Below are 23,149 nucleotides of genomic sequence, written 5' to 3'. Positions count from 1 at the left end.
AGGGCGCGGATGACAAACTTGTCATCCAGATGAACGGAAGCCTGCAGGGGGCTTCAGACAGGGTTCAGCGCGCCGCCCCTAGGCTCCCACCCACGATCGAAGGGTAGGCGAGAGGGCGCCGCCTCAAGATCCTTCCAAGAGGAGACCACCATGCTGAAGACCATTTCCGCAGCCTTGCTCGCCGCTTCCGTGATCGCAGCCCCGGCTTTCGCCGCCGAGGCCGGCAAGACCACCACGGCCCCGGTAATCAAGGCGGATCAGAGCCAGACCAAGGCCTCGACCACCGCCGCGAAACCGGACACCGGCATCAAGGCCGATGCCAAGGTCGAGGCCAAGACCGATGCCAAGACCGGCGACGTCAAGCCCGCCGACGTCAAGGCGGACGCCAAGGTGGATACCAAGTCGAAGGCGCTGAATGCCAACGCCGCGGTCACGTCCGACGAGCACAAGACCGTGCGCACCCATCGCCACCACCACAAGCATCTGTCGGCGAAGAAGCTGAAGGCGCAGCCTGACGTGACCAAGCCGCTGGCCACCGAGAAGCGCAGCTAAACTGATCCTCTCGCGGCGGCATCCCAAGCATTGCCCCGCCGCCGCGACAGGACTTCAGACCCGGCCCGTCGTCTCGGCGCCTTGCGCGAAAGCGAAAGACGCCGGCGGCGGGACGGTGCGTGCGTCGCAAAGCCCCGGTGACGCGAATTCCCTTTGCACGACCTTGCGGCTAGAACGTCCGCTTAGTCTGTTCGAGCGGGAGCGGGATCTGTGGGGCGATTGGCGAAACGTGCGGCGAGCTTGGCATCGGTCCTGTTATTGCCGTTGGCGCTTGCGGCATGTTTCGGCAGCGACGGTGATCGTCCGACCATCATCGGTGGGACTCAGGCCGGAGGGCCGCAGCCGTTTCCCGACAATTTCCGCGGCGACATCCTGGCCCTGATGCGCACCTATCTGAACAACCCGGTCGGCGTGCGCGAGGCCAGCATGGCCGAGCCGGTCCAGCGCGAGGTCGGCGGCCGGCAGTTCTATGTGAGCTGTCTGCATTTTACCCCGCGCGAAACCGATGGCAGCTACAAGGCCATGCGGGAGCGCGCTGTGATCTTCGTCAACGGACGGGCGGACCGCGTCGTCGACCGCACGAGCGAGCTCTGCGCCGGCGCGGTTTACGTACCCTTTCCGGAACTGGAAAAGATGACGCGGTAGCGCAAAGCCCGCCTTCATCGCCGGGTGTTAGAACGATGACTGCCGGAGCCGCTGGATCACATTTCGGCGAGCTTTGAACGGGGTGGTTTGACCGCGCGACAAATTGTTACGGCAGGCCCTGCGCAGACGACAAAAATAGTCGGTGCAGGACGACGTGACGGAACAAAATCGCGTTGTTGCCCCCTCCGTCACAGTCACGAGCGATCAACGTTCCGGCATCGCCGCGAAGCAACCCAATTCACGCCACGTTGTTTCCTGAGTGTCGTAAATGAAAGAACGGGGATGATCATGAAATCGATTTTGCTGGGTGCAGCTGCTCTGCTTGCGCTGGCCGCGCCGGCCGCAGCCGCGGACATGCAGCCGCGCACCTACGCCAAGGCCCCGGCCTATACGCCGCCGCAGCTGATTTATAACTGGACCGGTTTCTACATCGGCGGCCATGTCGGCGGCGCGTTCGCCGGCGACAGCAGCTTCCAGTCCAGCGACGCCCGCTTCCTCGGCGGCGTGCAGGGCGGCTTCGACTACCAGTTCGCGCCCAATTGGGTGGTGGGTATCGAGGCCCAGTATTCCTGGCTGCCGACCAACAACAACGGCGTCACGTTCCCGCTGGGCACGCAGGTGACCTCCAACACCGACCAGCTCGGGTCGGTGACCGGCCGTATCGGCTACACCTGGGGTCCGGCGCTGCTCTACGCCAAGGGCGGTTACGCCTGGCGCAATGGCGGCCTGGGCGTCAATGTCGCAGGGGTGCCGCAGGGCTTCACCACCACCGGCAACAGCAAGGACGGCTACACCGTCGGCGCCGGCCTCGAATACATGTTCGCGCCGAGCTGGTCGGCCAAGGCCGAGTACCAGTACTACAATTTCGGCAGCACCACCTTCACCTCCGGTCCGGCCGACATCGTTGGCGTTCGCGGCCGGGAGGACGAGCATACCGTCAAGGTCGGTGTGAACTACCGCTTCGGTTGGGGCGGTCCGGCAGCCTCGCGCTACTGACCCTCCACCGCGATCATCGCTCTGACAAAGGCCGGCTTCCCGCCGGCCTTTCGTTTGTCAGCCTCTTGCCTGCCGGCCCCATGTTTGCTTTGCGTGAACCATCTGGCGCGTCATTTGCAGGAAAACATTCCGGCGGGCGCCTTCTCACGCGCGTCATGGGACTTGGGTAAAGCAAAAATAATTTTTGCCGCTTACGGAACTCGCGCTCCGGAAAGCGTTATATGAGAATTACCGGGCTGGTGGGACGACGGACATGCGTATCTTGGTGTCGGCGGTGGTGCTCTCGTGCTTTGTCTGCCTGCCGTGCTCTGCACAGACAATCCTCAAATCCGAGCCTCTGATGCTGGCACCTTACGAGGTGGCTTTCGTCAAGGACGCGTCCTGCCCGTCGGGCAAGGTGCTCAAGGTCACCGGCGCGATCCGCGGGCTGCATCGCCGCAAGGCCTGCGTGGTGCTGGCCGGTGAGCAGGCCTCCCTGGCAACCGCAACGCCCTGATCGCTTGGCGGCCTCCGCCCGCCAGATCTCACGGATTCAGCTCGAGCTCCATCGTCGACTGGCGGTCGGCCTCGGCCTTGTTTTGGGCGGGGTCCTCACCTTGGGCGACCCGGCAGGGCCTGATCTCGTAGTCGTTGTCGAGCACCCGGCGTGGCCCGGGACGCTCCTCGTCGGCGCTGACATCCACGACCAGACCGCTCCGATACGCGAGCTTCCAGACGTCAGCTTCGCTCGGATAGGCCTTGCTGATCTGGGCGTCGTTGCAGAACAAGGCGTAGGGCATTCTTCCCGCTCCCGGAAACCGCGTTAACGACCTCATGGGCCGCCGGTTCCGGGGGGCTGGCGATCACGGGGCCGTGATCCGGGTTGCCGGGACTTGAGTCCTTAACGAGTCCTGAATCGGGAAAAAAAGAATCCTTGGGACTCGTTTGGCGGAATCAGCGGATGTTTTCCGGCATGACCAGCGACCTGAAGACCTCCTGCGGGCACATGCTCCTGCCGCTGACGCTGGCGTTATTCGGCGCCTGCGCGGCCAATCTTTGGCTGGTATGGTCCTGGCTGTAGGCCCTCTGACCGGAGGGCGGCCTTATTTTTTGGCCGATGGGCCGGAGGCGTCGTGGATGGCGGCGCGCAATTTGGTCAGGGTTTCGGCACAATATTCCTCGCGCTCGCGCTCGAACCGCTCCTGATGCTTGCGGAAATTGGCGATGCGGGCCTGCATCTCGGTGCGGAAATCACCGATCGCCCGCGGTGGCGGCAGAGGAGTGGGTGGGGGCGGTACCGGAGCTTGCGTCAGCTCGATCTCGACTGCGGCGGCCTCCACGGCAACGCTCTCGACCGCGACTGTCGTGGCAACCGAGGTCCCTTCCGGCTGAAGGACATCATCCTTCCTGCCGGTCACCGATTGGACGAAGGCCAGTGTCTGCGCGATCAGCGCGTCGCGTTCCGCGATCCATTTCATGATCCACCTCAGCCGGCCCCATTCCAGCAAAGCGGCTGCGCCGAATCAAGGCGGTAAAGAAGGGATTGCATATTTTTCCCGGTCGCCTGAAAGTAGTCGGATGGATTCCGGAAAAGAACGGTCGGACGAAGTGGAGGGCCTGAGGCTCATCCGCGCGTTCCTTTTGCTGCCGCCCGACAAGCGGGCGGAGGTGATCGCGTTCGTCGAGGAATTGGCGCGTGCGCATGGTCGGCCCGAGGAGGGCACGCAGGCGTCGCCGAGGTGAGCGCTATCGCTGGCGCGGATTGATGTTGGGCTCGAACGGTGCGCCAACCACCCGGACCGGTGTCTGAACCGGTGTCCGGGTGACGTCGATCACGGCTGTCTCGGCGAGCCGCTTTTCGGGGGCCGGCGAAAGCATCGGCTCGAACAACGTCAATGTCCCGGCCACGGCGACACAGCACAGCGTCACGGTCGCCAGCAGAAACATATTTCGGTTTTCTTCCCTGATCCGCATAGGTCGACAACGGCCGACGTCGAGGCTCGGTTCCAGGCCGGCCACGCTGGATCGCGCGACCGAAAATGGGCCGAAGCTTACGCGAAGCTTACGACGAGGCTCAAAAGGGTTATTTTTCCGTAAGATGACGCCTTCAGTTTGCATTAAATCTTAACGCCCGCCGGTTCCAATGCACGACGCTGAGATTATGCGTCAGCAAGAATCATTGGGACGGCTGCGATGAGCTTTTTGAACAATCTGAAAATCGTGTGGAAGGTCGCATTGATCGTGGCCGTGATGGGCTGCGCGCTGGCCGCGGTCGCGGGCTTCGGGGTGCGAGAGCTTTCCGCAACCGTCGACGGGTTTACCGAACTCTCCGCAGCGCAGTCTGCTGCCCTCAATCTGACGCGCGCGCAGCGGCGCGCCGAGACTTATCACGCGGCATTGTATGCGGTCCTCACCGAGGCGACCGAGGCGGGCAACGCCAACCGCCTCAAGACCGCGAACCAAAATCGCGACGAGATCCGTCAGTTCCTGGAAGCGGCGGAGCAGGATGATCCATCGCGCGCAAGCCAGGTCAAGAGCATCGGCGATCAGTTGAAAGCCGTGTTCGCCAGCTGCGATCCGGTGCTGAAGGCCGGCTCGCAGGCGAGCAGCCCGGAAGAGAATGCCAAGGCGGCAGAACGCGCGCACAAGGAGTGTGATCCGGTCATGGATGCTGCCCTCGCGCGCATCGCTCAGTTCGTGACCGAGACCGCCCAGGCCGTCGCCAAGCGCAAGGACACCATCAGCCGCGACGCTCACGCCGCGACCTGGACCGTGATCGGCGTCAGCGCCGGCGGCCTGATCCTGGGCATCGCGATCGCGCTGTTCATCGGCCTCAAGGCGATGTCGCAGCCAATCGCCCGGCTCAAGCTCGCCATGGAGGGGCTTGCCCGCAACGATCTCAAGACCGAGGTGCCCGAGAAGGACCGGCGCGACGAGATCGGCGACATGGCCAACACGGTCGAAGTGTTCAAGACCAATGCGCTGGAAGTCGAGCGCCTCAAGGCCGCGCAGCTCGAAGTCGAGAAGCAGGCCGCCGAGCAGCGCCGCCGCGACATGGTCAACCTCGCGGACGGCTTTGAACGCGCCGTCGGCGAGATCATCGAGACGGTCGGATCCGCCTCCACCGAGCTCGAAGCGTCGTCCTCGACGCTGGCGACCACCGCGCAGCGCGCGCAGGAGCTGACGTCGGTCGTCGCAGTCGCGTCCGGCGAAGCTACCGGCAATGTGCAGTCGGTCGCGACCGCCACGGAGGAGCTGTCCTCCTCGGTCAACGAGATCAGCCGGCAGGTGCAGGAATCCGCGCGGATGGCGGGCGAAGCCGTCGCCCAGGCCCGCACCACGACGGAACGGGTCAGCGAGCTCTCGGTTGCCGCGACGCGGATCGGCGACGTCGTGGAACTGATCAACACGATTGCCGGCCAGACCAATCTTTTGGCGCTGAACGCCACGATCGAAGCGGCGCGTGCCGGCGAGGCCGGCCGCGGTTTCGCGGTCGTCGCGTCCGAAGTAAAGACGCTGGCCGAGCAGACCGCGAAAGCGACCGGCGAGATCAGTCTGCAGATCTCCGGCATCCAGACCGCGACCCAGGAATCCGTCAACGCGATCCGCGATATCTCCGTGACCATCGAGCGGCTGTCGGAGGTGTCTTCGACCATTGCCGCGGCCGTCGAGGAGCAGGGCGCCGCGACCCAGGAGATCTCGCGCAACGTCCAGCAGGCCGCTCACGGCACCCAGCAGGTCTCCTCGAACATCACCGACGTGCAGCGCGGAGCGGCCGAGACCGGCTCGGCCTCCTCGCAGGTGCTCTCGACCGCCAAGATGCTGGCGACCGACAGCAACCGGCTGAAGGACGAGGTCGGGAAATTCCTGCGGACGGTGCGCACGGCGTAAGTCCGCCGGCATCCGCCCGTCGCGCGTTCTAGAGCGCCAGCAGACAAGCGAGCACGAACACCAACAGCACGGCCGTCATGACGACGGCCGTCACCGCGCCAGCGGCGATCTTGGCCTTTTCTGTCGGGGTGGTGGAGCGCATCGGTCGCGAGTATAGCGTGTTTGCACCGAAATCTCGACCTTGAGTCCGATCCCATGATCTCCAATCGTCCTCCCGTGCTCGCCCACGAACGCTTCGTCGCCGACCGCGACAATTTCTCAGGGCTCGATCTCGCCGCGCGGTTCGAGCGGATCGAGCGGACGAACCTTTGGGGTGCCACGAACTCGGTGTCGGGCCTCGGCTCGGAGGACACGGCTACCGCCGCGATCCGGGAGGCGCTTCCTCCGCTGCTGCAGCGGCTCGGCGTACGCTCGCTGCTCGATGCGCCCTGCGGCGATGCCGGCTGGATCGCCCGCGTCAAACTCGACCTCGACTATATCGGCATCGACATTGTGCCGTCGCTGATCGAGACCAACAACGCGCGTGCGGCGCGCGGCGAATTGTCCGGCCGATTCCTGGTGGCCGATATCACGTGCGATGCACTGCCGCGCGCCGATCTGATCCTGTGCCGGGACTGCCTGGTGCATCTGAGTTTTCAGAACATCGCCCGCGTGATCGCCCGCTTTCGCGAGAGCGGCGCGCAATTCCTGCTCGCCACGACATTTCCGGAGTGGGAGGAAAACCGCGATTGCGAGGATGGCGACTGGCGCGCGCTCAACATGACGAAGGCGCCGTTCGACTGGCCGGCGCCGCGCGAATTGATCGACGAGCGCTGTGAGGAGGGCGATGGCGGCTGGCGCGACAAGAGCCTTGGGCTCTGGCGGCTGGATGAGTTGCCGGATCGCGTCCGCACGGCCACGGATGTGTGACAGCTGCGAGCAGAACGTCCATTGCGTCCGCGCTCGCCCCGGCGATAGACTTTGGGTTGTGTAGCGATCTCGTATCGCGGTGACCTGCCGGAGCCCACCATGAGAGCATGTGCTGTCCTGGCCGCGTTGTTGATCTGGTGCAGCGCGCCGGCGCTGGCACAGCAGGAGGGGGCAGCGCTCTATGCCGCGCATTGCGCGCAATGCCACGACGGCGATGTGCAGACCCGCGTGCCGGGCCGCGGCGCCATGCAGGCGATGTCGTTCGACCATGTGCTGGCGGCGTTGACCTCCGGCAGCATGGCGGCGATGGCAAAGGATCGCAGCGACGCGGAACGCCGCGCGATCGCGTCCTTCGTCACCGGCAAGATCGCGACCGGCGGCGTTGCGCCCGACGCGGAAGGTCGTTGTACGCAGCAGGCCAGCGGTTTTCCGCAAGCCCTTGACGGTCCGCGCTGGAACGGATGGGGCGTCGACACCAACAACAGCCGCTTCCAGCCCGCCGACATGGCGGGGCTGACGGTGGAACAGGTGCCGCGCCTGCGGTTGAAATGGGCCTATGCATTCCCCGGCGCCTCGGTGTCGTTTGCGCCGCCGACCATCGTGGGCGGAATGCTGTTCATCGGCGGCACCGATCGCAAGGTGCACGCGCTCGACGCGCGCAGCGGCTGCACGCTGTGGACGCTGGCGATCGATGCGGCGGTGCGCGCCGCGATCAGCTTTGCGCCGCTTCCGGGCTCCGACCAGTTCGCGATCTTCTTCGGCGATTTGCGCGCCAACGCCTATGCCGTGAACGCGCTGACCGGCGCCCTGATCTGGAAGACGAAGGTCGAGGAGCATGCCGCCGCGCGCATCACCGGTGCGCCGACGCTGCATTCCGGCGTGCTCTACGTGCCGGTGTCCTCGATCGAGGAAGCCGCAGGCTCGCAGGCCAGTTACGAATGCTGCACCTTCCGCGGCAGCGTGGTGGCGCTGGACGCGGTGACCGGCAAGCTGGTCTGGCAGGCCTATACGATTCCGGAAGTGCCGCATCCGACCGGCAAGAATGCCAGGGGCACGCAGCTGTTCGGTCCGTCCGGCGCCGCGATCTGGTCGGCGCCGACGATCGATGCGAAGCGGGGTGCCGTCTATGTGGCGACCAGCAATTCATACTCGAACCCGCCGGCGGCGACCGCCGATGCCATCCTCGCGTTCGAGCTTGGGACCGGGAAGCTGCTCTGGAAGCAGCAGGCGACGCCGAAGGATGCCTTCATCGTGGCGTGCTTCACCGCGGACAAGTCCAATTGTCCGGAGGATCACGGACCCGATCACGATTTCGGCCAGTCGCCGATCCTCGTGACCTTGCGCGACGGCAGGCGCGTGCTCGTCATCGCGCAGAAGTCCGGCGTCGTGCACGCGCTCGATCCCGACGACGGCGGCAAGATCCTGTGGCAGACCCGGATAGGAAAGGGCGGAGCGCTCGGCGGCAGCGAGTGGGGCTCGGCCGCGGACGGCGAGCGCATCTATGTCGCCAACTCCGACGTGCGTTTCATGCGTGACGGAACCCGGCAACTCGATTCCACGCAAGGCGGCGGCCTGTTCGGCCTCGATCTCGCCAGCGGCAAGATCGCGATGGAGGTGCCGCCGGTCGCCTGCGGCGACCGCCCCAAATGCAGCCCCGCGCTCTCGGCGGCGGTGAGCCTGATCCCGGGCGTGGTGTTCTCCGGCGGCGTCAGCGGCTTCCTGCGCGCCTATGCCACCGACGGCAAGCTGCTCTGGGAGTTCGATACCGCGCAGGATTTCACGGCCGTGAACGGCGTCCCCGCCCATGGCGGCGCGATCGACGGCCCCGGGCCGGTCATCGCCGGCGGCATGCTCTACACCAATTCCGGCTACGGCCAATGGAGCGGCGTCGCCGGCAACGTGCTGCTGGCGTTCGAGGTGGGGACGGAGTGAGAGTTTCGCCGCCGTGTCCCGGACGCGCTGCAATGCTTTCAGGGTTGCGGCGCTGAGCCGGGACTCAGAAAGCGGCACGGAGGAACGCGGCGCGACGGGCCCCGGCTCTGCAGCGCAGCGCCGAAGAGGCGCTGCACTGTGTCCGGGGCACAGGTCGGGGCTGCTTCGTCAACCTCGTCATAGGCCTCCCTTTCAACTTGCATCCCGACCAACGAGGAGAGAATTCGATGATCGAGGCCAGATGCCGCTGCGGTGCGCTTTCGCTGTCGCTGCCGGGACCATCGCAGCTCGTCGTCGCCTGTCATTGTCTCGACTGCCAGCGACGAACCGGCGCGCCGTTCGGTGTCGGCGCCTTCTATCCAGTAGAGACCGTCACGATTACAGGGACGCCAAAGCCCTACGTCCGGACGGCGGCGAGCGGCGGCAAGGTCCGCAGCTATTTTTGTCCCGACTGCGGCTCGACGGTTTATTGGCAAGCCGAGAATCTGCCCGCGATGATCGGCGTTGCCGTTGGCGCGATCGCAAATCCCGATTTTCCGCCGCCGATCAGATCGGTGTTCGAGCAGTCCAAACATGGCTGGGTGGAGATGTCAGGCGCTGAGCATTTCCAGCACGGCAGCGTGCCGAAGCGTTCGAGCTGAAAACTGCGCGTCGGACGCTGGTGCCGGCTGAGGGGATTGAACCCCCGACCTTCGGTTTACAAAACCGCTGCTCTACCGCTGAGCTAAGCCGGCGACGCGGGCAGGGCCGGCATGGGCCGGGGTGTCCACCCGTTGCGCGCCGCAATACCAGACTTGATCGGAAAGTGCCAGAACCCGAACGTCGTCGCCGCAGACATGAATCAGGCGGCCCGAAGGCCGCCCGATCACTCGCATCGATTTAGAGCGCCTTACTGGCAGATGTGCCGGCGGCCGTCTGCGCCCTTGAACCAGGTGCCGGGCGTGCAGACGAAGCCGTTACGCTGGGCGTAGGTGCGGGTGTCCCAGCCACGATTGTCCAAGCCGCGGTTGTCCCACGAATTGTCGTAGGCGTAGGAATTGTCCCAGGCGCGGAACGGCGCGCTGGCAATGGCGCCGGCGGTGCCGATCGCGGCGCCGGCTACGCCGGCCGCGACGTCGGTCGGCCAGAAGCCGGTGCGGCTCCTGTTCCAGTCATTATTCCAGTCGCCATTGGCCTGACGGTAGGAATTGGTTTGACGATAGGCCACGCGGCGATGGCGCGATCCGCGATCGGTGTAGGGATTGCCGGGGCCGAGATTCTGGCAATTGGCGTTGGGGAATTGCGCCGAGCAGCGGCCGGGTTCGTTGATGACAGCCTGCGCCATGGCAGAGCCTGCCAGCATGGTCGCCGCAATCGCCGTCGCTCCAAGAAGTTTGATGGTCATGGTTGTTGGCTCCCATTTTGTTGACGGGGGCTAAACGCTTGCGGCGCCGGACGTTCCGATGAAACCGGTGGATTTTCTCGCAAGCGGCGGTCAAACCGATGTGAGCAGACGCGGTTCCGCTTGGCGAAGCCACATGCCGTTAATGCTTCGCTAGTCCGCCTTGCAGCATTTGAGTGGCGCGCAATCCTTACACATTAGGCTTACCGGAATTTGGTGAGCGGGCCTTAACCCTCTCTGCGCCGCGATCGGATAGGTTGCCGCCGCATAACCGGGGTCCCCCTCATGCGCGTTGTGGCGCTCGCTGCCTTTCTGATCGGTCTGCCCGCGGCGGCGTTTGCCGGCAGCGGCTTCGATATCGTGGTTCCCGGCCGGCCCGGCGTGCCGATCATCATCAACAACATCGACGCGTCCTATGCCGTGGTCGAGGGTGTCTGGGGCCTGGGCAAGAACCAGCAGGTGCAGCCCACGATCTATGGAGGGCGCTACATCGCCGAGCGGCAGCCTGCCGACGTCGGCCATTATTATCCGACGATGGGCCTGCGACCCGGCTACGGCCGGCTCGAGGTCGAGCCGCCCGCGAACCGCAAATTGCCCAAGCCCGCCGAGAGCTATTACCAGAGCTGGGGCGCGCAATCGGCGCCGCTGCCGCCGCAGATGGACGTGCCCGTCGATCCGCCGCCGGTGATCCTCGCGCCTGAAATCAACGATCGTCCGCGGCCACCGCGACCGCGGCCGCATGTCCAGGTCCCCGGCAAGCCGCCGGGTTAAGAAACGTCAAAATCCAACAAACAGAAATCAACAGGAGAGAGTAATGCGTCAAATGATTTCGGGACTGGTCGCGGCGGCTGCCGTGATGTTCGTCGCCACGGCACCCGCCGCGGCGTGCGGCTTCAACCCGTGCCAGCCAGTCGCGCCGGTCTATTCCGGCTGCAACACCGGTTGCGGCGGCTACGGCTATGGTGCCGGCTACGGCTATGGCGCCTTCGAGCGTCTCGCCGAGCCGACCACGCAGTATTATTACGTCAACCAGGGGCCGACCTACACCGGCCCCGGCGCCTTCGCGCCGTATCCGACCTACCGTGAAGACGCGGTCGTCGCGCCCGCCAATTACGGCTACGGCTATCGCGCCGCCGTGGCTCCCTATCACCGCCCGTACTACCGTCCGTATCGCTACGGCTACGGCCCGCGCTACGGCTATCTGCCGCGCGTGCACTACGGCCATGGTCCGCGCTACGGCTACGCCCATCGCCACGCGCCGGCGCCGTACTACGGCGGTCACCGCGTGCTGCGCCGCTATTACTGATCTCTGATCGGTTGAGCTAACGAGACGCCCGTTCGCACGATGCGGACGGGCGTTTTGCTTTTGCGATGTGTGCGTGGTCGCGATTGGAATCGATCGGGGCTTGTCAGCCCGCCTACGCCTACCGGCTACGGCGTGGCAGCCTTCGCTCGCTTCGCTAAATGATGTTCTGGATTGGCTTGCCGAGCCGAAGCTCGCGAAGCGAGCGAAGGCTGGTGGGGGAGGCAGGACTCGAACCTGCGAAGCCATGAGGCGGCTGATTTACAGTCAGCTCCCTTTGCCACTCGGGACACTCCCCCGCTCGACGGCAGCACAATCGGGCCGGACCTTGCCGGCGACCGAAGACGGCCATGGAACGTGAAGGCCGCGACAGCCCGGATGGGGGCGCGACCGGGCGCGGTTATGGGCGATCCGGTGGGGCAAAGTCAACCGAGGCGAACAGCTAAAAATCGCCTTCGAAGCCATCCAAATTGCCATATTCAGGGACCCGTGACACAAGCGAGCCCATGAAGGACAAAAAATTCGCCCCCAGGGGCCCCCGCGGCGGGGCTAAGCCCTTCAACAGACCCGGGAAATCGGCCGGCCGGCCGGCCTGGCGCGACCGCGATTCGCACGCCGACGGGCCGGTCATCCTCTATGGCTGGCACACCGTCACCATGGCGCTGGCCAACCCGGAGCGGCGGATCCGCAAGCTGACGCTGACCGAGAACGCTGCGAAGCGGCTTGCGGACGAGAACATCGAGACACGCGTCACGCCCGAGATCGTCCGTCCCCAGGAGATCGACCGTCTGCTCTCGCCCGATGCCGTGCATCAGGGCCTGCTTGCGGAAGCCGATCCTCTGCCTTCGCCTGATATCGAGACCTTGAAGCAAGAAGGCATGGTGCTGGTGCTCGACCAGATCACCGACCCGCACAATGTCGGCGCGATCCTGCGCTCCGCCGCAGCGTTCGCGGTGAAGGCGATCGTCACTACCGCGCGCCACAGCCCGGAAGCCACCGGCGTGCTGGCCAAGGCCGCCTCCGGCGCGCTGGAGCTGGTGCCTGTTGTGACCGTGCAGAATCTCGCGCGCGCCCTGACCACGCTGAACGAAATCGGCTTCCAGACCGTCGGGCTGGACAGCGAAGGCAGCGCGGATCTCAGCGACGTCGCGCTGCGCGAGCCGCTCGCGCTGGTGCTCGGCGCCGAAGGCAAGGGTCTCCGGCAATTGACCCGCGAGACCTGCAGCATCGTGGCGCGGCTCGACATGCCGGGCGAGATCAAGAGCCTCAACGTCTCGAACGCGGCCGTGCTCTCGCTCTATGTCGGCGCGAGCCGGCTCAGGCTGATGAAGTAGGCGGCCGCGTCAAGCCGCTACTCCATCATCTCCCGCACCATCGGCACCACCTTGCGCCCATAAAGCTCGATGCTCTTCATCAGCTTCTCGTGCGGCAGGGGCCCCGCCGAATACTTCAGCTGAAAGCGCTCAACACCAAGCGTCTTCGCCGTCTTGGCGATCTTGCGCGCCACCGTCTCCGGCGAGCCGGCATAGAGCGAGCCGTGCTCGACCTCGTTGACGAACTCGTCGCGGCCCATCGGCGGCCAGCCGCGCTCCTTGCCGATGCGGTCGCGCATGGCCTTGTAGTCGGGCCATAGCTGTTCGCGCGCCTCTTCATCCGTCTCGGCGACATACCCGGGCGAGTGCACGCCGATCGGCTGCGCGGGGCGGCCGAATTCCTTGGCGGCGCGGTGATGGAGATCGACGAAGGGCGTAAAGCGCGCGGGATCGCCGCCGATGATCGCGAGCATCAAAGGCAAATCGTAATGCGCAGCGCGCACTACCGATTGCGGGCTGCCGCCGACGCCGATCCAGGTCTTAAGCGTGCCGTTCTCGACCGGGGGATAGACCAGCTGATCCCGCAGCGGCGGACGCAGCTTGCCCTCCCAGGTCACCGTCTTCTGCGACAGCAGTGCGGCGAACAGGTCCAGCTTCTCCTCGAACAGCTCTTCGTACTTGCGCAGATCGAAGCCGAACAGCGGAAAGGATTCGGTGAACGAGCCGCGGCCGAGGATCACCTCGGCGCGCCCGTTGGAGAGCGCGTCCAGCGTCGCAAAGCGCTGGAACACGCGGATGGGATCGTCCGAAGACAACACCGTCACGGCCGAGCCGAGATGGATGCGCTTGGTGCGCGATGCGATCGCGGCCAGCACGGTCTCCGGCGAGGAGATCGCAAAATCGGCGCGGTGGTGCTCGCCGAGGCCGATGAAGTCGAGACCGAGCTCGTCGGCCAGCACGGCTTCGTCGACGACGTTGCGGATCACCTGCGCGTGCGGAAGCATTGCGCCTGCGGCGTCCCTGGTGACGTCGCCAAAGGTATCCAGTCCGAATTGAAGCGATGCGGTCATCGGTGAGGTCTCTGCGGGCGCAGCTTGCGCTTGTCGCTGTGGGAGGGGATCGTTTGCGGTGGAGCTAGGCCGCGGCGGCCGGTGCAACAATGCTGCTTTGAGAAACCCACCGTTTCCTTTTTGGATCGTGCCAGGCCCGCGCCCGTACGCTCAGTCGGATCGGGTGAACATCTCGACCAGGGTCTCGCGCAGCCAGCGCTGCGCCGGCACGGTGTCATTGCGCTGGTGCCAGAACAGGCTGACGATGCGCGGCGGCGCCTTGAGCGGCAGCGGCATGGCGTGCAGGAACGGCGCGTGCCGGGATTGCGAGCGCAGATCGCTCGGCAGCACGGCGATCAGGTCGGACTGGCGCACCACCTCGTAGGCGGCGCTGTAGTGATTGACGGTCGCGACCAGATTGCGCGACAGCCCGCGCGAGGCGAGGAAGAGATCGTAGGACGGCAGGGTCTTGCCGGCGAGGCTCACATCGACATGGCCTGCGCCGAGGAAGCTGCGCGTGCTGAGCCGCTTCTGGGCGGCGAGCGGATGGCCGCGCCGCATGAAGCAGGCGTAGTCGACCGTCCACAGCGAGCGCGAGCGGATCGCGGCCGGCTGTTGCGCCTCGTTGACGTAGACGCTGAGCACGCAATCGACCCTGTTGTCTTCCAGCTGATCGGCGATCTCCAGAATGGTGTTGGGGACGGTGTGCACGCGCGCCTTGGGCGCGACCTTGCCGAAATGGCCGAGGAGATTCGGCATCACCAGCGAGGCGACGTAATCCGACATCGACAAGCTGAACTCGGTCTGCGCGCGGCGCGGATCGAACACCTGCTCGTCGAGCGCGCCGCGGACGGTTTCGAGCGCCTCGCCGATCGGCTCCCACAGCACCACCGCGCGCTGGGTCGGGCGGATGCCGGTGCCGGACCTGACGAACAGGGGATCGCCGAGCGCGTCGCGCAGCCGCGCCAGTGCGTTGCTGACCGCCGGCTGCGTCATCAGCAGCGCGTTGGCGGCGCGCGTGACGCTGCCCTCGGTCATCAGGGCTTCGAAGACTTTCAGCAGGTTGAGGTCGAGCGATCGAAACGACAGAACATTCACCGTGGTGATGTATGGGATCACGATTATAAATTATGACGATAATATCTCTTTGTCTATGGTTCCCCCAGGGACTTGCGGATGCCGGGCCGCCGGACAGAGGGGACTTACATGTCGATGATCTCGGCGCGCATCGAGCGCCTGCCATTCGCACGCTTCCACACCCATCTGCTGTTGATGGGCGGGCTCGGCTACATGTTCGACGCGATGGACGCGGCCGTGCTGGCGTTCATCCTGCCGGTGCTGCGCACCGCCTGGAATCTGACGAGCGTGCAGATCGGCGTGCTCGGTAGCAGCACCTATATCGGCTTCCTGTTCGGCGCGTTGCTGGCGGGCACGCTTGGCGACCTGATCGGTCGCCGTGCGGTGATGATGTCGGCACTGGCGCTCTATTGTGCCGCATCGATCGTCAGCGCCGCCGTGGACAGCTGGCCGTCCTTCTTCGCCGCCCGCGTCGTCGCCGGCATGGGCACCGGCGCCGAGAGCGCGATCATCGCGCCTTATCTCGCCGAGTTCGTGGCGCGGCGCTTCCGCGGCAGCTTCACCGGCGCGCTGGCCGGCTTCTTCTCCTTCGGCTTCGTCGCGGCCGCCTTGCTCGGCTACTTCATCGTGCCCGCCTATGAGAACGGCTGGCGCATCGTGCTGGTGATCACCGCCGTGCCGGTCGTCATGCTGCTGTGGTGGCGCAGGGCGCTGCCGGAATCGCCGCGCTGGCTGGAAAGCCGGGGCAGGGCGAAGGAAGCCGAAGCGGTGCTGGACAAGATCGAAGCCGGCTTCGCACGCCAGGGGCATGTGCTGCCGCAGCCGGTCGTCGATGCAGTCAGCCCGCCCGTCGCCGGGGGGACGTTGCTCGCCAATTTCGCGGCGCTGCTCGAGGGCCGGCAGGCGCGCATCACCGTCATGACCTGGATCATGTGGCTTGCGATCACCTTCAGCTATTATTCCTTCTTCGTCTGGATCCCCGGCCTGCTGGTCCAGAACGGCATGAGCATCACCAAGAGCTTCGCCTATTCGATCGCGATCTATTGCGCGCAGATCCCCGGCTATTTCAGCGCCGCCTGGTTCAACGAGCGCATCGGCCGGCAGGCGACCATTGCCTCTTACATGGTGCTCGGCGGCATCAGCGCGCTCGGACTCGCCTTCGCGCAGAGCGACCAGCACATCATGGTCGCGGGAATCCTGCTGTCGTTCTTCATGAACGGCACCTATGCTGGCGTCTATGCCTATACCGCAGAAGTGTTCCCGACGCCGGTGCGAACCACCGGCGCCGGCCTTGCCTCGGCGATCGGCCGCATCGGCGCGATCGTCTCGCCGATCCTGGTCGGCTACCTCTATCCCAATTTCGGCTTTGCCGGCGTGTTCGGGATCACCACCAGCGTTCTGCTGATCGGAGCGCTCACCGTCGTGGTGATGGGCGTGCCGACGCGCGGTCGTTCGCTGGAAGGCATTGCCGCGGGCGAAGTCGCATGAGGGAGACGACACGCCGGGCCGATCCGCTGCTCAACGCCGTGGCGGCGGCGCAGGGCAGGGCGGATCAGCCGGAGGCGCTGTTCGCCGCGCTGGACGACGCCTTGAAATCGGCGATCGGGCACAAGCTGTTTACGATCCTGACTTATGACGACGACACCGGCGAAGCGGCGCGGATCTATTCCAATCTCCCCGGGCCTTACCCCACGGGCGGGCGTAAGCGCCTCGCGCCGGGACCATGGACCGAGGCCGTGCTCGACCGCGGCGAGGCCTATATCGGCCGCAGCCTCGACGATCTGCGCAATGTGTTCGCCGATCACGAGCTGATCGCTTCACTCGGCTGCGAGAGCGTGCTCAACATGCCCGTGCGCTGGCGCGGGCGCACACTCGGGTCGCTCAACCTGCTGCATGAAGCGGGCTGGTACGGCGCGGACGATGTCGCCGCGTGTCTCCCGTTCGCCCAGCTCGCGTTGCCCGCGCTGCTCACACAGTCCTGACCAGACAGGAAACGACCATGCCCAGCACCCTATTCAAGAACGCCGCTCTGCTCGATCCGCTTCAGCCGGATTTGTTGGAGGGCCATCACGTGCTGGTCGCGGACAATGTGATTAAGGAGGTCTCGGACCGGCCGCTTCAGGTCACCGCCGATCGCACCATCGACCTGAAGGGCAAGACGCTGATGCCCGGCCTGATCGACCTGCATGTCCATGCGATCGCGGTCGAGCTCAACCTGGCGCAGCAGGTGCACATGCCGAATGTGCTGGTGACGCTGCGCTCGACGCTGCTGCTGCGCGGCATGCTGCGCCGTGGCTTCACCACCGTCCGCGACGCCGGTGGTGCCGGCCACGCGCTGAAGCAGGCGATCGACACCGGTCTCACCGACGGCCCGCGGCTGTTCGTCTCCGGCCGTGCGCTGAGCCAGACCGGCGGGCATGGCGACATGCGGGCGCGCTCGGATTATCTCGCCAGCGACGCGCCATGTCCGTGTTGCGTGCGCGTCGGCGCGCTGGCGCGCGTCGCCGATGGTGTCGACGGCGTGCGCAAGGCGGCGCGCGAGGAGCTGCAGATGGGCGCCGACCAGATCAAGATCATGGCGTCCGGCGGCGTCGCATCACCGACCGATCCGGTCGGCGCCTTCGGCTACTCCGAGGACGAGATCCGCGCCATCGTCGAGGAGGCGCGCGGGCGCCAGACCTATGTGCTCGCCCATGCCTACACCGCCGCCGCGATCGAGCGCGCGGTTCGCTGCGGCGTGCGCACCATCGAGCACGGCAATCTGGTCGATGCTCCGACCGCCCGCCTGATGGCCGAGAAGGGCGCCTATGTGGTGCCGACGCTCGTCACCTACGAGGCGCTGGCCAATGAGGGCGCGCAATATGGCCTGCCGCCCGAGAGCGTGGCCAAGATCGCCGATGTCCGCGACGCCGGCCTGCGTTCGCTCGCGATCTATCGCGACGCCGGCGTGAAGATGGGGTTCGGCAGCGACCTGCTCGGGCCGTCGCAGCGCCTCCAGAGCGACGAATTCCGCATCCGCGCCGAGATCCTCGGTCCGCGCGCTGTGATCGCCAGCGCCACGGTGATCGGCGCCGAAGTGCTCGGCATGGAGGGCAAGCTCGGCCGGATCGTCCCCGAGTCCATCGCGGACCTGCTGGTGGTCGACGGCAATCCGCTCAGCGACGTCGCTTGCCTGCTCGGCCAGGGCGAGCACATCCCGCTGGTGATGAAGGCGGGCAAAGTCCAGTTCGACCGGTTGAACGCATAGTTACCGCCACGTCACGGACGCCCTCGCGCCGCTCGTGCGTCCTATGTCGAGACGCGCACGACCATCTTGCCGAGCGCCCCGCGCGTCTGCATGGTCCTGAACGCTTCCCGGAAATCGCCCAGCGCGAAGACGCGACCGACCACGGGCTTCAACTGGCCGTCGGCAAGCCAGCCCGTCAACTGCGACATCAGGCGCTTCTGCACCTCGGGCTCGCGCAACGGGATCTGTGCGAGGTCGACACCGAGCAGGGCGCCGCCCTTCAGCAGCGGCAGATTGAACGGCAATGCCGGGATCGCACCGGCGGCAAAACCGACCACGAGATGACGGCCACGCCAGGCGATGGAGCGAAATGCCTGAACTGAAATCTCGCCGCCGACAGGATCGAAGATCACGTCGGCGCCGTGTCCTCCCGTCAATTCCTTCAGCGTGTCGCGCCAGCCGGTCTGCGTGTAGTCGATCACAGCGTCGGCGCCGTACGCCAGCGCGAACGCGCGCTTGTCCGGTGTCGATGCTGCTGCGATTACATGGGCGCCAAGCAGCTTGCCGATCTGGACGGCCGCAATTCCCGTACCGCCGGCTGCGCCCAGCACCAGAAGCTGTTCGCCTGCGCAGAGCGAGGCGCGTGCACCGAGCGCATAGAGCGCGGTCAGATAATTGGCGCGAAACGAGGCGGCGACTTCGGCCGCGACGCCGTCTGGCAGGGGATGGAGCGCTTCGGGGCTGATGACGATCTCCTCGGCAAGCGCGCCCGAGCGCGTCATCCCCATCACGCGCATGCCGGGTTGATAGCCGCCGGGTGCGCCGGGCGCGTCCGTCACCACGCCCGCGAACTCCGTGCCGGGAATGAAGGGCAGGGGATCTTTGGTTTGATAGCGTCCCTCGATCTTCAACCCGTCGACGAAGCCGATCCCGGCAGCTTCCACGCGGATGCGCAGCTGTCCCGGTTCCATGGACGGGGGCGGGACGTCCTTCAGTTCGATCTGATCGATCGGTGCGTATTGCTCGACGACGACGGCTTTCATGTCGGACCTCTGTTGTTCCAGTTATCCTGACAGGTTCCGACACGAGCCTCTTGCGTCTACCGCCACATCCCCCGCATCCGCGCCCCGATGTCGATCTTCGGCCCTTGCGCCGCGGTGCGGGCCGCACCTGCTGCGGCCTTCGGCCAGGCGGTGCGCTCGAACAGGTAGACCAGCTGCTCCGGGATGAAGCGGGTGCGCGAGGCGTAGACGTGGCGGTCGCCCTTGGCGGCCTGGCCGTGGACGAAGAAGCGCTGGGGGACGACGAGGTGCAGATCGTCCTTGGCGCGGGTCATCGCGACGTAGAGCAGGCGTCGCTCCTCTTCGAGCTCGGCGCTGGTGCCGGCGCCGAGATCGGACGGCATGCAGCCGTCGACGACGTTGAGCACGAACACCGACTTCCACTCCTGGCCCTTGGCGGAGTGGATGGTGGAGAGGATCAGATAGTCCTCGTCGCGCAACGGCGGGCCGGATTTGTCGCTGGTCGCATCCGGCGGATCGAGCGTGAGCTCGGTCAAAAATTTCTCGCGCGAGCCATAGCCGCTTGCGATCTGCTCGAGCTGCATCAGATCGGCGCGGCGGGTCTCGGAATCCTCGTGGAGCCGATCGAGATGCGGCTCGTACCAGAGCCGTACGCGTTCGAGATCGACCGGCCATTCCGAATAGCGCAGGTTCTCGACGGTGCGGACGAAGTCGGTCCAGTCGGCGCCGGTGCGCGCGGGCACCGGAAGCTGACCGAGTACGGCCAGCGGATCGCTGCTCTCCGCCATCTGGTCGAGCACGCGCTGCGCGGTCGCGGGGCCGACGCCCGGCAACAGATGCAAAATGCGGAAACCGGCGACGCGGTCGCGCGGGTTCTCGGCAAAGCGCAGCAGTGCCAGCACGTCCTTAACGTGCGCGGCGTCGAGGAATTTCAGCCCGCCGAACTTGACGAACGGGATGTTGCGACGGGTCAGCTCGATCTCGAGTGGGCCGGAATGCGAGGACGTCCGGAACAGCACGGCCTGGTGCTTGAGCAGCGCGCCTTGCTCGCGGTTCGCCAGCACTTCCTCGACAATGTAGCGCGCCTGGTCGGCCTCGTCGTGCACGGTGACGAGCTGCGGCTTGTGCGAGGCGGTGCGGTCGGTCCACAAATTCTTGGTGAAGCGCTCGCGAGCGAGCCCGATGACGCCGTTGGCCGCCGCCAGCACGGTCTGTGTCGAGCGGTAATTGCGGTCGAGCGTGATCATCTCGGCGCGGGGCGAGAAGCTCTGCGGAAAGTCCAGGATGTTGCGCACGGTGGCGGCGCGGAACGAATAGATCGACTGGGCGTCGTCGCCGACCACGGTGAGGCCGCGTCCATCGGGCTTGAGCGCCAACAGGATCGAGGATTGCAGGCGGTTGGTGTCCTGGTATTCGTCGACCAGAACGTGATCGAAGCGGCCGCCGATCTCCTCGGCGATCAGCGCATCGCTCATCATCTGCGACCAGTAGAGCAGGAGATCGTCGTAATCGAGCACGTGCTGGGCCTGCTTGGCTTCGACGTAAGCTGCGAACAAGCCCTTCAGCTCGGCGGCCCAGCCGCTGCACCATGGATAATGCTGTCCCAGCACCTTCTCGATCTCCATCTCGGCATTGACGCAGCGCGAGTAGATCGACAGGCACGTGCCCTTGGCCGGAAAGCGGTTCTCGGTCTTCGACAAGCCGCGTTCGTGCCGGACCAGGTTCATCAGGTCGGCGGAATCCTCGCGGTCATGGATGGTGAAGGCGGGATCGACGCCGATCCGCTCGGCATATTCGCGGAGCAGCCGCGCGCCGATGCCGTGGAAGGTGCCGGCCCAGGTCAGCGCATCGCGCATGATCGCGGCGTTGTTCTCGCCCAGCACCTTGCGGGCGATGCGCTCGACCCGGCCGGCCATCTCGGCCGCCGCGCGGCGGGAGAACGTCATCAGGAGGATACGGCGCGGATCGGCGCCGGCGACGATCAGATGCGCGACGCGGTGGGCCAGCGTGTTGGTCTTGCCGGAGCCGGCGCCGGCAATCACCAGCAGGGGAGCGCCCACGGTCGCGCCATCGGCCACGCCATGCTCGACGGCGCGGCGCTGCTCCGCATTGAGCGTGTCCAGATATGTCGCCACGAATCGCCCCGGTGAAAGGGCGAGAGTCGGCGATCCCGTCGCGAATCGCAATGCGGCTGGACGGGACCGAGTTTAGGATTTAGGGGGAAAGACGACCCCAGGTTCCAGTCCGAAAAGCGCACCCCGGCATGACCGAGCTCAAATCCGACCAGTTCGAGATGCGGCGGCTGGAATCGCTCAGTAACACCATTTTCGGTGTCGCCATGACGCTTTTGGCCTACGACCTGCCCAAGGCCGCGGTCTTCACCAGCGCGCCCGGCTGGAGCGATCTTGCCCATGTCTATTCCGGCAAGCTCGCCGGCTTCGCACTCAGCTTCATCATCGCCGGGGTGTTCTGGATCAGCCATCACCGGCGGCTGGCGCGCCAGCCGGTCGGCAGCCGCGGCGCGGTGATCCTCAACCCGTTCTTCCTGCTCTCGATCGTGCTGCTGCCTGTCACCAATGGCCTCTACACCAATTACGGCATGAGCAGCGCGGTTGCGGTGCTCTACGGGCTGCACCTCACCGCGATCGCCGGCCTCAATGCCTGGCTGTGGTGGACCATCCTTGGCAGCTGGCGCAACGAGATCATGGCCTCGCTGTTTCCGCTCCTGGTGTTCATTCCGGGCACGATCGTGGCGGCATTCGCCCCGCACGTCGCGCCCTTTGTCTGGTTCATCGCCTTCGGTGGGCTCGCGATCCAGCGCTTCTCCGGTGCGCGGACTGGGCCGGGCGCGTGAGGCCGCGCCTCACCCGGACGTCGCGCCGAACCCATCGGCCGGCACGTAAAGCTTGACCGGGCGGATTTCGTAGACCGCGGTCGGATTGACCGCACGCAGTTTCCTTGCCGCTGCGATCGCCTCCTCCTCGGTGGCGCATTCCATCAGGTGAAAGCCCAGAAGCTGCTCCTTGGTCTCGGCAAACGGACCGTCCAGCACCATGCCGGCGCCCGGGCCACGCAAGGTGCGTGCCTTTCGGGTCTCATCCAGACGGGCGGCCGGCCCGAACTGCCCGCTGGCGCGCAAGGGGGCCTGAACCTCGATGACCTTGGCCACGACCGCGGCGTCCTGCTCAGGCGTCCAGGACAGGATCTCGTCTTCCACGTGGTAGGCCAGGATGGCGTACAGCATCGTCACCTCGTTGTTTTTCTGCACCGATCCCAAAGGACGTAGCACCGCAGGCGATGCCGACAATCCCCAAACAAGAATTCGAGCACAAAATATTGCGTAGCCAGGCCGCGACGAAACCGTCCTGAAACCCGATTGCGGCGTTGCCGTGTGAACGCCGCCGGAAGTGGTCGCGACTGATGACCACAAACAACAAGATTTCTGCTGGAGGCGGCAATGTCGGGTCACATCAAGATCATCTGCGACGCACGTCGGGCCGGACAATCTCAGACGGCCGATCTGCACGACCAAAGCGGCCATCACCGCTATTACGGCAGCTCGGCCGAGAATGGCGGTGAGCGCATCGTCGAAAGCCGGCGCGGCAAGCGGCCGCGCGCGCTCGGTGTTTGCGGCTTCTGAAGCCTCGCGCCCGTTTTCCAAATGGACGTCCTGCAAATATCGATCGCGGCAATGCCGTTCCTGCTCGCACTGACGAGCCGGACGGGCAAGGTCATCGTGCCGTGCCTGCTGACGAGCATCTTCACGGTGCTGCTCGGCGGCGAGCCTCACCGCGCAGTCGTGGCCTGGTGCGTCGGCATGCTGATCGCCGCCGTCGCCTTGCGCGAGCGGCTTCGCGTGGGCTGAGCCGGCGGC

27 protein-coding genes and 2 tRNA genes are annotated in these 23,149 nt (G+C 65.7%); 18 read left to right on the top strand and 11 right to left on the bottom strand.

Going from position 1 to position 23,149, the window contains the following annotated elements; genetic code table 11:
- The first annotated feature begins 150 nt into the window (after nucleotides 1-150).
- From RAD04_RS31050 to RAD04_RS31035, 4 genes are all read left to right on the top strand, one after another.
- Entirely contained in the window at nucleotides 151-552 is a 402-nt protein-coding gene (locus RAD04_RS31050; RefSeq protein WP_461626844.1) for a His-rich protein BRANT, read from the top strand.
- A 210-nt stretch (nucleotides 553-762) separates the two neighbouring features.
- Nucleotides 763-1,197: a hypothetical protein gene (locus RAD04_RS31045; RefSeq protein ID WP_179879913.1), complete on the top strand. Its 435-nt coding sequence runs from the start codon at nucleotides 763-765 to the stop codon at nucleotides 1,195-1,197.
- 288 nt (nucleotides 1,198-1,485) lie between these two features.
- Nucleotides 1,486-2,193 carry an outer membrane protein gene (locus RAD04_RS31040; protein WP_028141092.1) on the top strand — a complete coding sequence of 236 codons (708 nt, stop codon included), beginning with the start codon at nucleotides 1,486-1,488 and terminating at the stop codon, nucleotides 2,191-2,193.
- 253 nt (nucleotides 2,194-2,446) lie between these two features.
- Nucleotides 2,447-2,689: a DUF6719 family protein gene (locus tag RAD04_RS31035; RefSeq protein WP_091957651.1), complete on the top strand. Its 243-nt coding sequence runs from the start codon at nucleotides 2,447-2,449 to the stop codon at nucleotides 2,687-2,689.
- 28 nt (nucleotides 2,690-2,717) lie between these two features.
- Here the strand turns inward: RAD04_RS31035 and RAD04_RS31030 are convergent, their stop codons facing one another.
- Together RAD04_RS31030 and RAD04_RS31025 are read right to left on the bottom strand one after the other, a co-directional pair.
- Complete coding sequence (locus RAD04_RS31030) at nucleotides 2,718-2,972, bottom strand: hypothetical protein (RefSeq protein WP_461626843.1); 255 nt, start codon at nucleotides 2,970-2,972, stop codon at nucleotides 2,718-2,720.
- A gap of 303 nt (nucleotides 2,973-3,275) precedes the next feature.
- The gene (locus tag RAD04_RS31025; protein ID WP_461626842.1) at nucleotides 3,276-3,650 is read right to left on the bottom strand and encodes a hypothetical protein; all 375 of its coding nucleotides are present in this window, start codon (nucleotides 3,648-3,650) and stop codon (nucleotides 3,276-3,278) included.
- Here RAD04_RS31025 and RAD04_RS31020 point away from each other — a divergent pair.
- Entirely contained in the window at nucleotides 3,649-3,915 is a 267-nt protein-coding gene (locus RAD04_RS31020; protein ID WP_461626841.1) for a hypothetical protein, read from the top strand. The genes RAD04_RS31025 and RAD04_RS31020 overlap by 2 nt on opposite strands.
- Nucleotides 3,916-3,918: 3 nt before the next feature.
- On the opposite strand, the gene RAD04_RS31015 is transcribed toward RAD04_RS31020, so the two are convergent.
- A complete protein-coding gene (locus RAD04_RS31015; RefSeq protein WP_461626840.1) occupies nucleotides 3,919-4,119 on the bottom strand; it encodes a hypothetical protein in 201 nt (66 codons plus the stop codon).
- Nucleotides 4,120-4,365: 246 nt separating this feature from the next.
- Here RAD04_RS31015 and RAD04_RS31010 point away from each other — a divergent pair, with 246 nt between their 5' ends.
- The 4 genes from RAD04_RS31010 (at nucleotide 4,366) to RAD04_RS30995 (ending at nucleotide 9,545) form a co-directional block, all read left to right on the top strand.
- Entirely contained in the window at nucleotides 4,366-6,063 is a 1,698-nt protein-coding gene (locus RAD04_RS31010; RefSeq protein WP_461626839.1) for a methyl-accepting chemotaxis protein, read from the top strand.
- A 195-nt stretch (nucleotides 6,064-6,258) separates the two neighbouring features.
- Entirely contained in the window at nucleotides 6,259-6,972 is a 714-nt protein-coding gene (locus RAD04_RS31005) for a class I SAM-dependent methyltransferase (protein ID WP_461626838.1), read from the top strand.
- A 99-nt stretch (nucleotides 6,973-7,071) separates the two neighbouring features.
- Nucleotides 7,072-8,904, top strand: a complete 1,833-nt coding sequence (locus RAD04_RS31000; RefSeq protein WP_461626837.1) for an outer membrane protein assembly factor BamB family protein — start codon at nucleotides 7,072-7,074, stop codon at nucleotides 8,902-8,904.
- Nucleotides 8,905-9,131: 227 nt separating this feature from the next.
- Nucleotides 9,132-9,545: a GFA family protein gene (locus RAD04_RS30995; RefSeq protein ID WP_461626836.1), complete on the top strand. Its 414-nt coding sequence runs from the start codon at nucleotides 9,132-9,134 to the stop codon at nucleotides 9,543-9,545.
- Between the two features lie 18 nt (nucleotides 9,546-9,563).
- On the opposite strand, the gene RAD04_RS30990 is transcribed toward RAD04_RS30995, so the two are convergent.
- Together RAD04_RS30990 and RAD04_RS30985 are read right to left on the bottom strand one after the other, a co-directional pair.
- Nucleotides 9,564-9,638: transfer RNA gene (locus RAD04_RS30990), tRNA-Thr, on the bottom strand.
- A gap of 155 nt (nucleotides 9,639-9,793) precedes the next feature.
- A complete protein-coding gene (locus tag RAD04_RS30985; protein ID WP_461626835.1) occupies nucleotides 9,794-10,288 on the bottom strand; it encodes a hypothetical protein in 495 nt (164 codons plus the stop codon).
- A gap of 282 nt (nucleotides 10,289-10,570) precedes the next feature.
- Here RAD04_RS30985 and RAD04_RS30980 point away from each other — a divergent pair, with 282 nt between their 5' ends.
- Both RAD04_RS30980 and RAD04_RS30975 read left to right on the top strand, forming a co-directional pair.
- Nucleotides 10,571-11,056: a hypothetical protein gene (locus RAD04_RS30980; protein WP_461626834.1), complete on the top strand. Its 486-nt coding sequence runs from the start codon at nucleotides 10,571-10,573 to the stop codon at nucleotides 11,054-11,056.
- Between the two features lie 43 nt (nucleotides 11,057-11,099).
- Nucleotides 11,100-11,591: a hypothetical protein gene (locus RAD04_RS30975; protein ID WP_461626833.1), complete on the top strand. Its 492-nt coding sequence runs from the start codon at nucleotides 11,100-11,102 to the stop codon at nucleotides 11,589-11,591.
- Nucleotides 11,592-11,801: 210 nt separating this feature from the next.
- Here RAD04_RS30975 and RAD04_RS30970 read toward each other — a convergent pair.
- Nucleotides 11,802-11,887: transfer RNA gene (locus tag RAD04_RS30970), tRNA-Tyr, on the bottom strand.
- 207 nt (nucleotides 11,888-12,094) lie between these two features.
- On the opposite strand from RAD04_RS30970, the gene rlmB reads away from it, so the two are divergent.
- On the top strand, nucleotides 12,095-12,922 hold the full coding sequence (gene rlmB / locus RAD04_RS30965; RefSeq protein ID WP_461626832.1) for a 23S rRNA (guanosine(2251)-2'-O)-methyltransferase RlmB: 828 nt from the start codon (nucleotides 12,095-12,097) through the stop codon (nucleotides 12,920-12,922).
- 17 nt (nucleotides 12,923-12,939) lie between these two features.
- On the opposite strand, the gene RAD04_RS30960 is transcribed toward rlmB, so the two are convergent.
- Nucleotides 12,940-13,971 carry an LLM class flavin-dependent oxidoreductase gene (locus RAD04_RS30960; RefSeq protein WP_461626831.1) on the bottom strand — a complete coding sequence of 344 codons (1,032 nt, stop codon included), beginning with the start codon at nucleotides 13,969-13,971 and terminating at the stop codon, nucleotides 12,940-12,942.
- A gap of 150 nt (nucleotides 13,972-14,121) precedes the next feature.
- Entirely contained in the window at nucleotides 14,122-15,069 is a 948-nt protein-coding gene (locus RAD04_RS30955) for a LysR family transcriptional regulator (RefSeq protein WP_256379470.1), read from the bottom strand.
- Between the two features lie 87 nt (nucleotides 15,070-15,156).
- Between RAD04_RS30955 and RAD04_RS30950 the strand changes: the two genes are divergently transcribed.
- Genes RAD04_RS30950 through RAD04_RS30940 form a run of 3 tightly spaced genes read left to right on the top strand, consistent with a single transcriptional unit; the run spans nucleotide 15,157 to nucleotide 18,274 of the window.
- Nucleotides 15,157-16,515, top strand: coding sequence for an MFS transporter (locus RAD04_RS30950; RefSeq protein WP_461626830.1), 1,359 nt, complete (start codon nucleotides 15,157-15,159; stop codon nucleotides 16,513-16,515).
- Nucleotides 16,512-17,009, top strand: coding sequence for a GAF domain-containing protein (locus RAD04_RS30945; RefSeq protein WP_461626829.1), 498 nt, complete (start codon nucleotides 16,512-16,514; stop codon nucleotides 17,007-17,009). Before RAD04_RS30950 ends, RAD04_RS30945 begins: the two co-directional genes overlap by 4 nt.
- Nucleotides 17,010-17,026: 17 nt before the next feature.
- Nucleotides 17,027-18,274: a metal-dependent hydrolase family protein gene (locus RAD04_RS30940; protein ID WP_461626828.1), complete on the top strand. Its 1,248-nt coding sequence runs from the start codon at nucleotides 17,027-17,029 to the stop codon at nucleotides 18,272-18,274.
- Nucleotides 18,275-18,315: 41 nt separating this feature from the next.
- Here RAD04_RS30940 and RAD04_RS30935 read toward each other — a convergent pair whose 3' ends face one another.
- Nucleotides 18,316-19,296 (bottom strand): NADPH:quinone oxidoreductase family protein, encoded by a 981-nt coding sequence (locus tag RAD04_RS30935; RefSeq protein ID WP_461626827.1) that lies wholly within the window; start codon nucleotides 19,294-19,296, stop codon nucleotides 18,316-18,318.
- Nucleotides 19,297-19,352: 56 nt separating this feature from the next.
- The gene (locus RAD04_RS30930; RefSeq protein ID WP_461626826.1) at nucleotides 19,353-21,410 is read right to left on the bottom strand and encodes an ATP-dependent helicase; all 2,058 of its coding nucleotides are present in this window, start codon (nucleotides 21,408-21,410) and stop codon (nucleotides 19,353-19,355) included.
- A 128-nt stretch (nucleotides 21,411-21,538) separates the two neighbouring features.
- On the opposite strand from RAD04_RS30930, the gene RAD04_RS30925 reads away from it, so the two are divergent.
- Complete coding sequence (locus RAD04_RS30925; protein WP_461626825.1) at nucleotides 21,539-22,129, top strand: TMEM175 family protein; 591 nt, start codon at nucleotides 21,539-21,541, stop codon at nucleotides 22,127-22,129.
- A gap of 9 nt (nucleotides 22,130-22,138) precedes the next feature.
- Here the strand turns inward: RAD04_RS30925 and RAD04_RS30920 are convergent, their stop codons facing one another.
- The gene (locus RAD04_RS30920) at nucleotides 22,139-22,519 is read right to left on the bottom strand and encodes a YciI family protein (RefSeq protein WP_026202701.1); all 381 of its coding nucleotides are present in this window, start codon (nucleotides 22,517-22,519) and stop codon (nucleotides 22,139-22,141) included.
- Between the two features lie 213 nt (nucleotides 22,520-22,732).
- Between RAD04_RS30920 and RAD04_RS30915 the strand changes: the two genes are divergently transcribed.
- Both RAD04_RS30915 and RAD04_RS30910 read left to right on the top strand, forming a co-directional pair.
- Nucleotides 22,733-22,915, top strand: a complete 183-nt coding sequence (locus RAD04_RS30915) for a hypothetical protein (protein WP_038950498.1) — start codon at nucleotides 22,733-22,735, stop codon at nucleotides 22,913-22,915.
- Between the two features lie 21 nt (nucleotides 22,916-22,936).
- Nucleotides 22,937-23,140: a hypothetical protein gene (locus RAD04_RS30910; protein WP_461626824.1), complete on the top strand. Its 204-nt coding sequence runs from the start codon at nucleotides 22,937-22,939 to the stop codon at nucleotides 23,138-23,140.
- Nucleotides 23,141-23,149: the final 9 nt, after the last annotated feature.

This window comes from Bradyrhizobium sp. 25ACV (assembly GCF_054863005.1).
Note: the sequence above shows the minus strand (reverse complement) of the source record. Positions and strands in the feature narration are given on the sequence as shown.

Bases quoted from the DNA above. Each gene is read 5' to 3' on its own strand.
- RAD04_RS30995 (WP_461626836.1), top strand. From the start codon at position 9,132: ATGATCGAGGCCAGATGCCGCTGCGGTGCGCTTTCGCTGTCGCTGCCG.
- RAD04_RS30985 (WP_461626835.1), bottom strand. From the start codon at position 10,288: ATGACCATCAAACTTCTTGGAGCGACGGCGATTGCGGCGACCATGCTG.
- RAD04_RS31015 (WP_461626840.1), bottom strand. From the start codon at position 4,119: ATGTTTCTGCTGGCGACCGTGACGCTGTGCTGTGTCGCCGTGGCCGGG.
- RAD04_RS30925 (WP_461626825.1), top strand. From the start codon at position 21,539: ATGACCGAGCTCAAATCCGACCAGTTCGAGATGCGGCGGCTGGAATCG.
- RAD04_RS31025 (WP_461626842.1), bottom strand. From the start codon at position 3,650: ATGAAATGGATCGCGGAACGCGACGCGCTGATCGCGCAGACACTGGCC.
- RAD04_RS30975 (WP_461626833.1), top strand. From the start codon at position 11,100: ATGCGTCAAATGATTTCGGGACTGGTCGCGGCGGCTGCCGTGATGTTC.
- RAD04_RS30940 (WP_461626828.1), top strand. From the start codon at position 17,027: ATGCCCAGCACCCTATTCAAGAACGCCGCTCTGCTCGATCCGCTTCAG.
- RAD04_RS30945 (WP_461626829.1), top strand. From the start codon at position 16,512: ATGAGGGAGACGACACGCCGGGCCGATCCGCTGCTCAACGCCGTGGCG.
- RAD04_RS31010 (WP_461626839.1), top strand. From the start codon at position 4,366: ATGAGCTTTTTGAACAATCTGAAAATCGTGTGGAAGGTCGCATTGATC.
- RAD04_RS31005 (WP_461626838.1), top strand. From the start codon at position 6,259: ATGATCTCCAATCGTCCTCCCGTGCTCGCCCACGAACGCTTCGTCGCC.
- RAD04_RS30910 (WP_461626824.1), top strand. From the start codon at position 22,937: ATGGACGTCCTGCAAATATCGATCGCGGCAATGCCGTTCCTGCTCGCA.
- RAD04_RS31040 (WP_028141092.1), top strand. From the start codon at position 1,486: ATGAAATCGATTTTGCTGGGTGCAGCTGCTCTGCTTGCGCTGGCCGCG.
- RAD04_RS31020 (WP_461626841.1), top strand. From the start codon at position 3,649: ATGATCCACCTCAGCCGGCCCCATTCCAGCAAAGCGGCTGCGCCGAAT.
- RAD04_RS31000 (WP_461626837.1), top strand. From the start codon at position 7,072: ATGAGAGCATGTGCTGTCCTGGCCGCGTTGTTGATCTGGTGCAGCGCG.
- RAD04_RS30960 (WP_461626831.1), bottom strand. From the start codon at position 13,971: ATGACCGCATCGCTTCAATTCGGACTGGATACCTTTGGCGACGTCACC.
- RAD04_RS30950 (WP_461626830.1), top strand. From the start codon at position 15,157: ATGTCGATGATCTCGGCGCGCATCGAGCGCCTGCCATTCGCACGCTTC.
- rlmB (WP_461626832.1), top strand. From the start codon at position 12,095: ATGAAGGACAAAAAATTCGCCCCCAGGGGCCCCCGCGGCGGGGCTAAG.
- RAD04_RS30915 (WP_038950498.1), top strand. From the start codon at position 22,733: ATGTCGGGTCACATCAAGATCATCTGCGACGCACGTCGGGCCGGACAA.
- RAD04_RS30935 (WP_461626827.1), bottom strand. From the start codon at position 19,296: ATGAAAGCCGTCGTCGTCGAGCAATACGCACCGATCGATCAGATCGAA.
- RAD04_RS30920 (WP_026202701.1), bottom strand. From the start codon at position 22,519: ATGCTGTACGCCATCCTGGCCTACCACGTGGAAGACGAGATCCTGTCC.
- RAD04_RS30980 (WP_461626834.1), top strand. From the start codon at position 10,571: ATGCGCGTTGTGGCGCTCGCTGCCTTTCTGATCGGTCTGCCCGCGGCG.
- RAD04_RS31030 (WP_461626843.1), bottom strand. From the start codon at position 2,972: ATGCCCTACGCCTTGTTCTGCAACGACGCCCAGATCAGCAAGGCCTAT.
- RAD04_RS31050 (WP_461626844.1), top strand. From the start codon at position 151: ATGCTGAAGACCATTTCCGCAGCCTTGCTCGCCGCTTCCGTGATCGCA.
- RAD04_RS31035 (WP_091957651.1), top strand. From the start codon at position 2,447: ATGCGTATCTTGGTGTCGGCGGTGGTGCTCTCGTGCTTTGTCTGCCTG.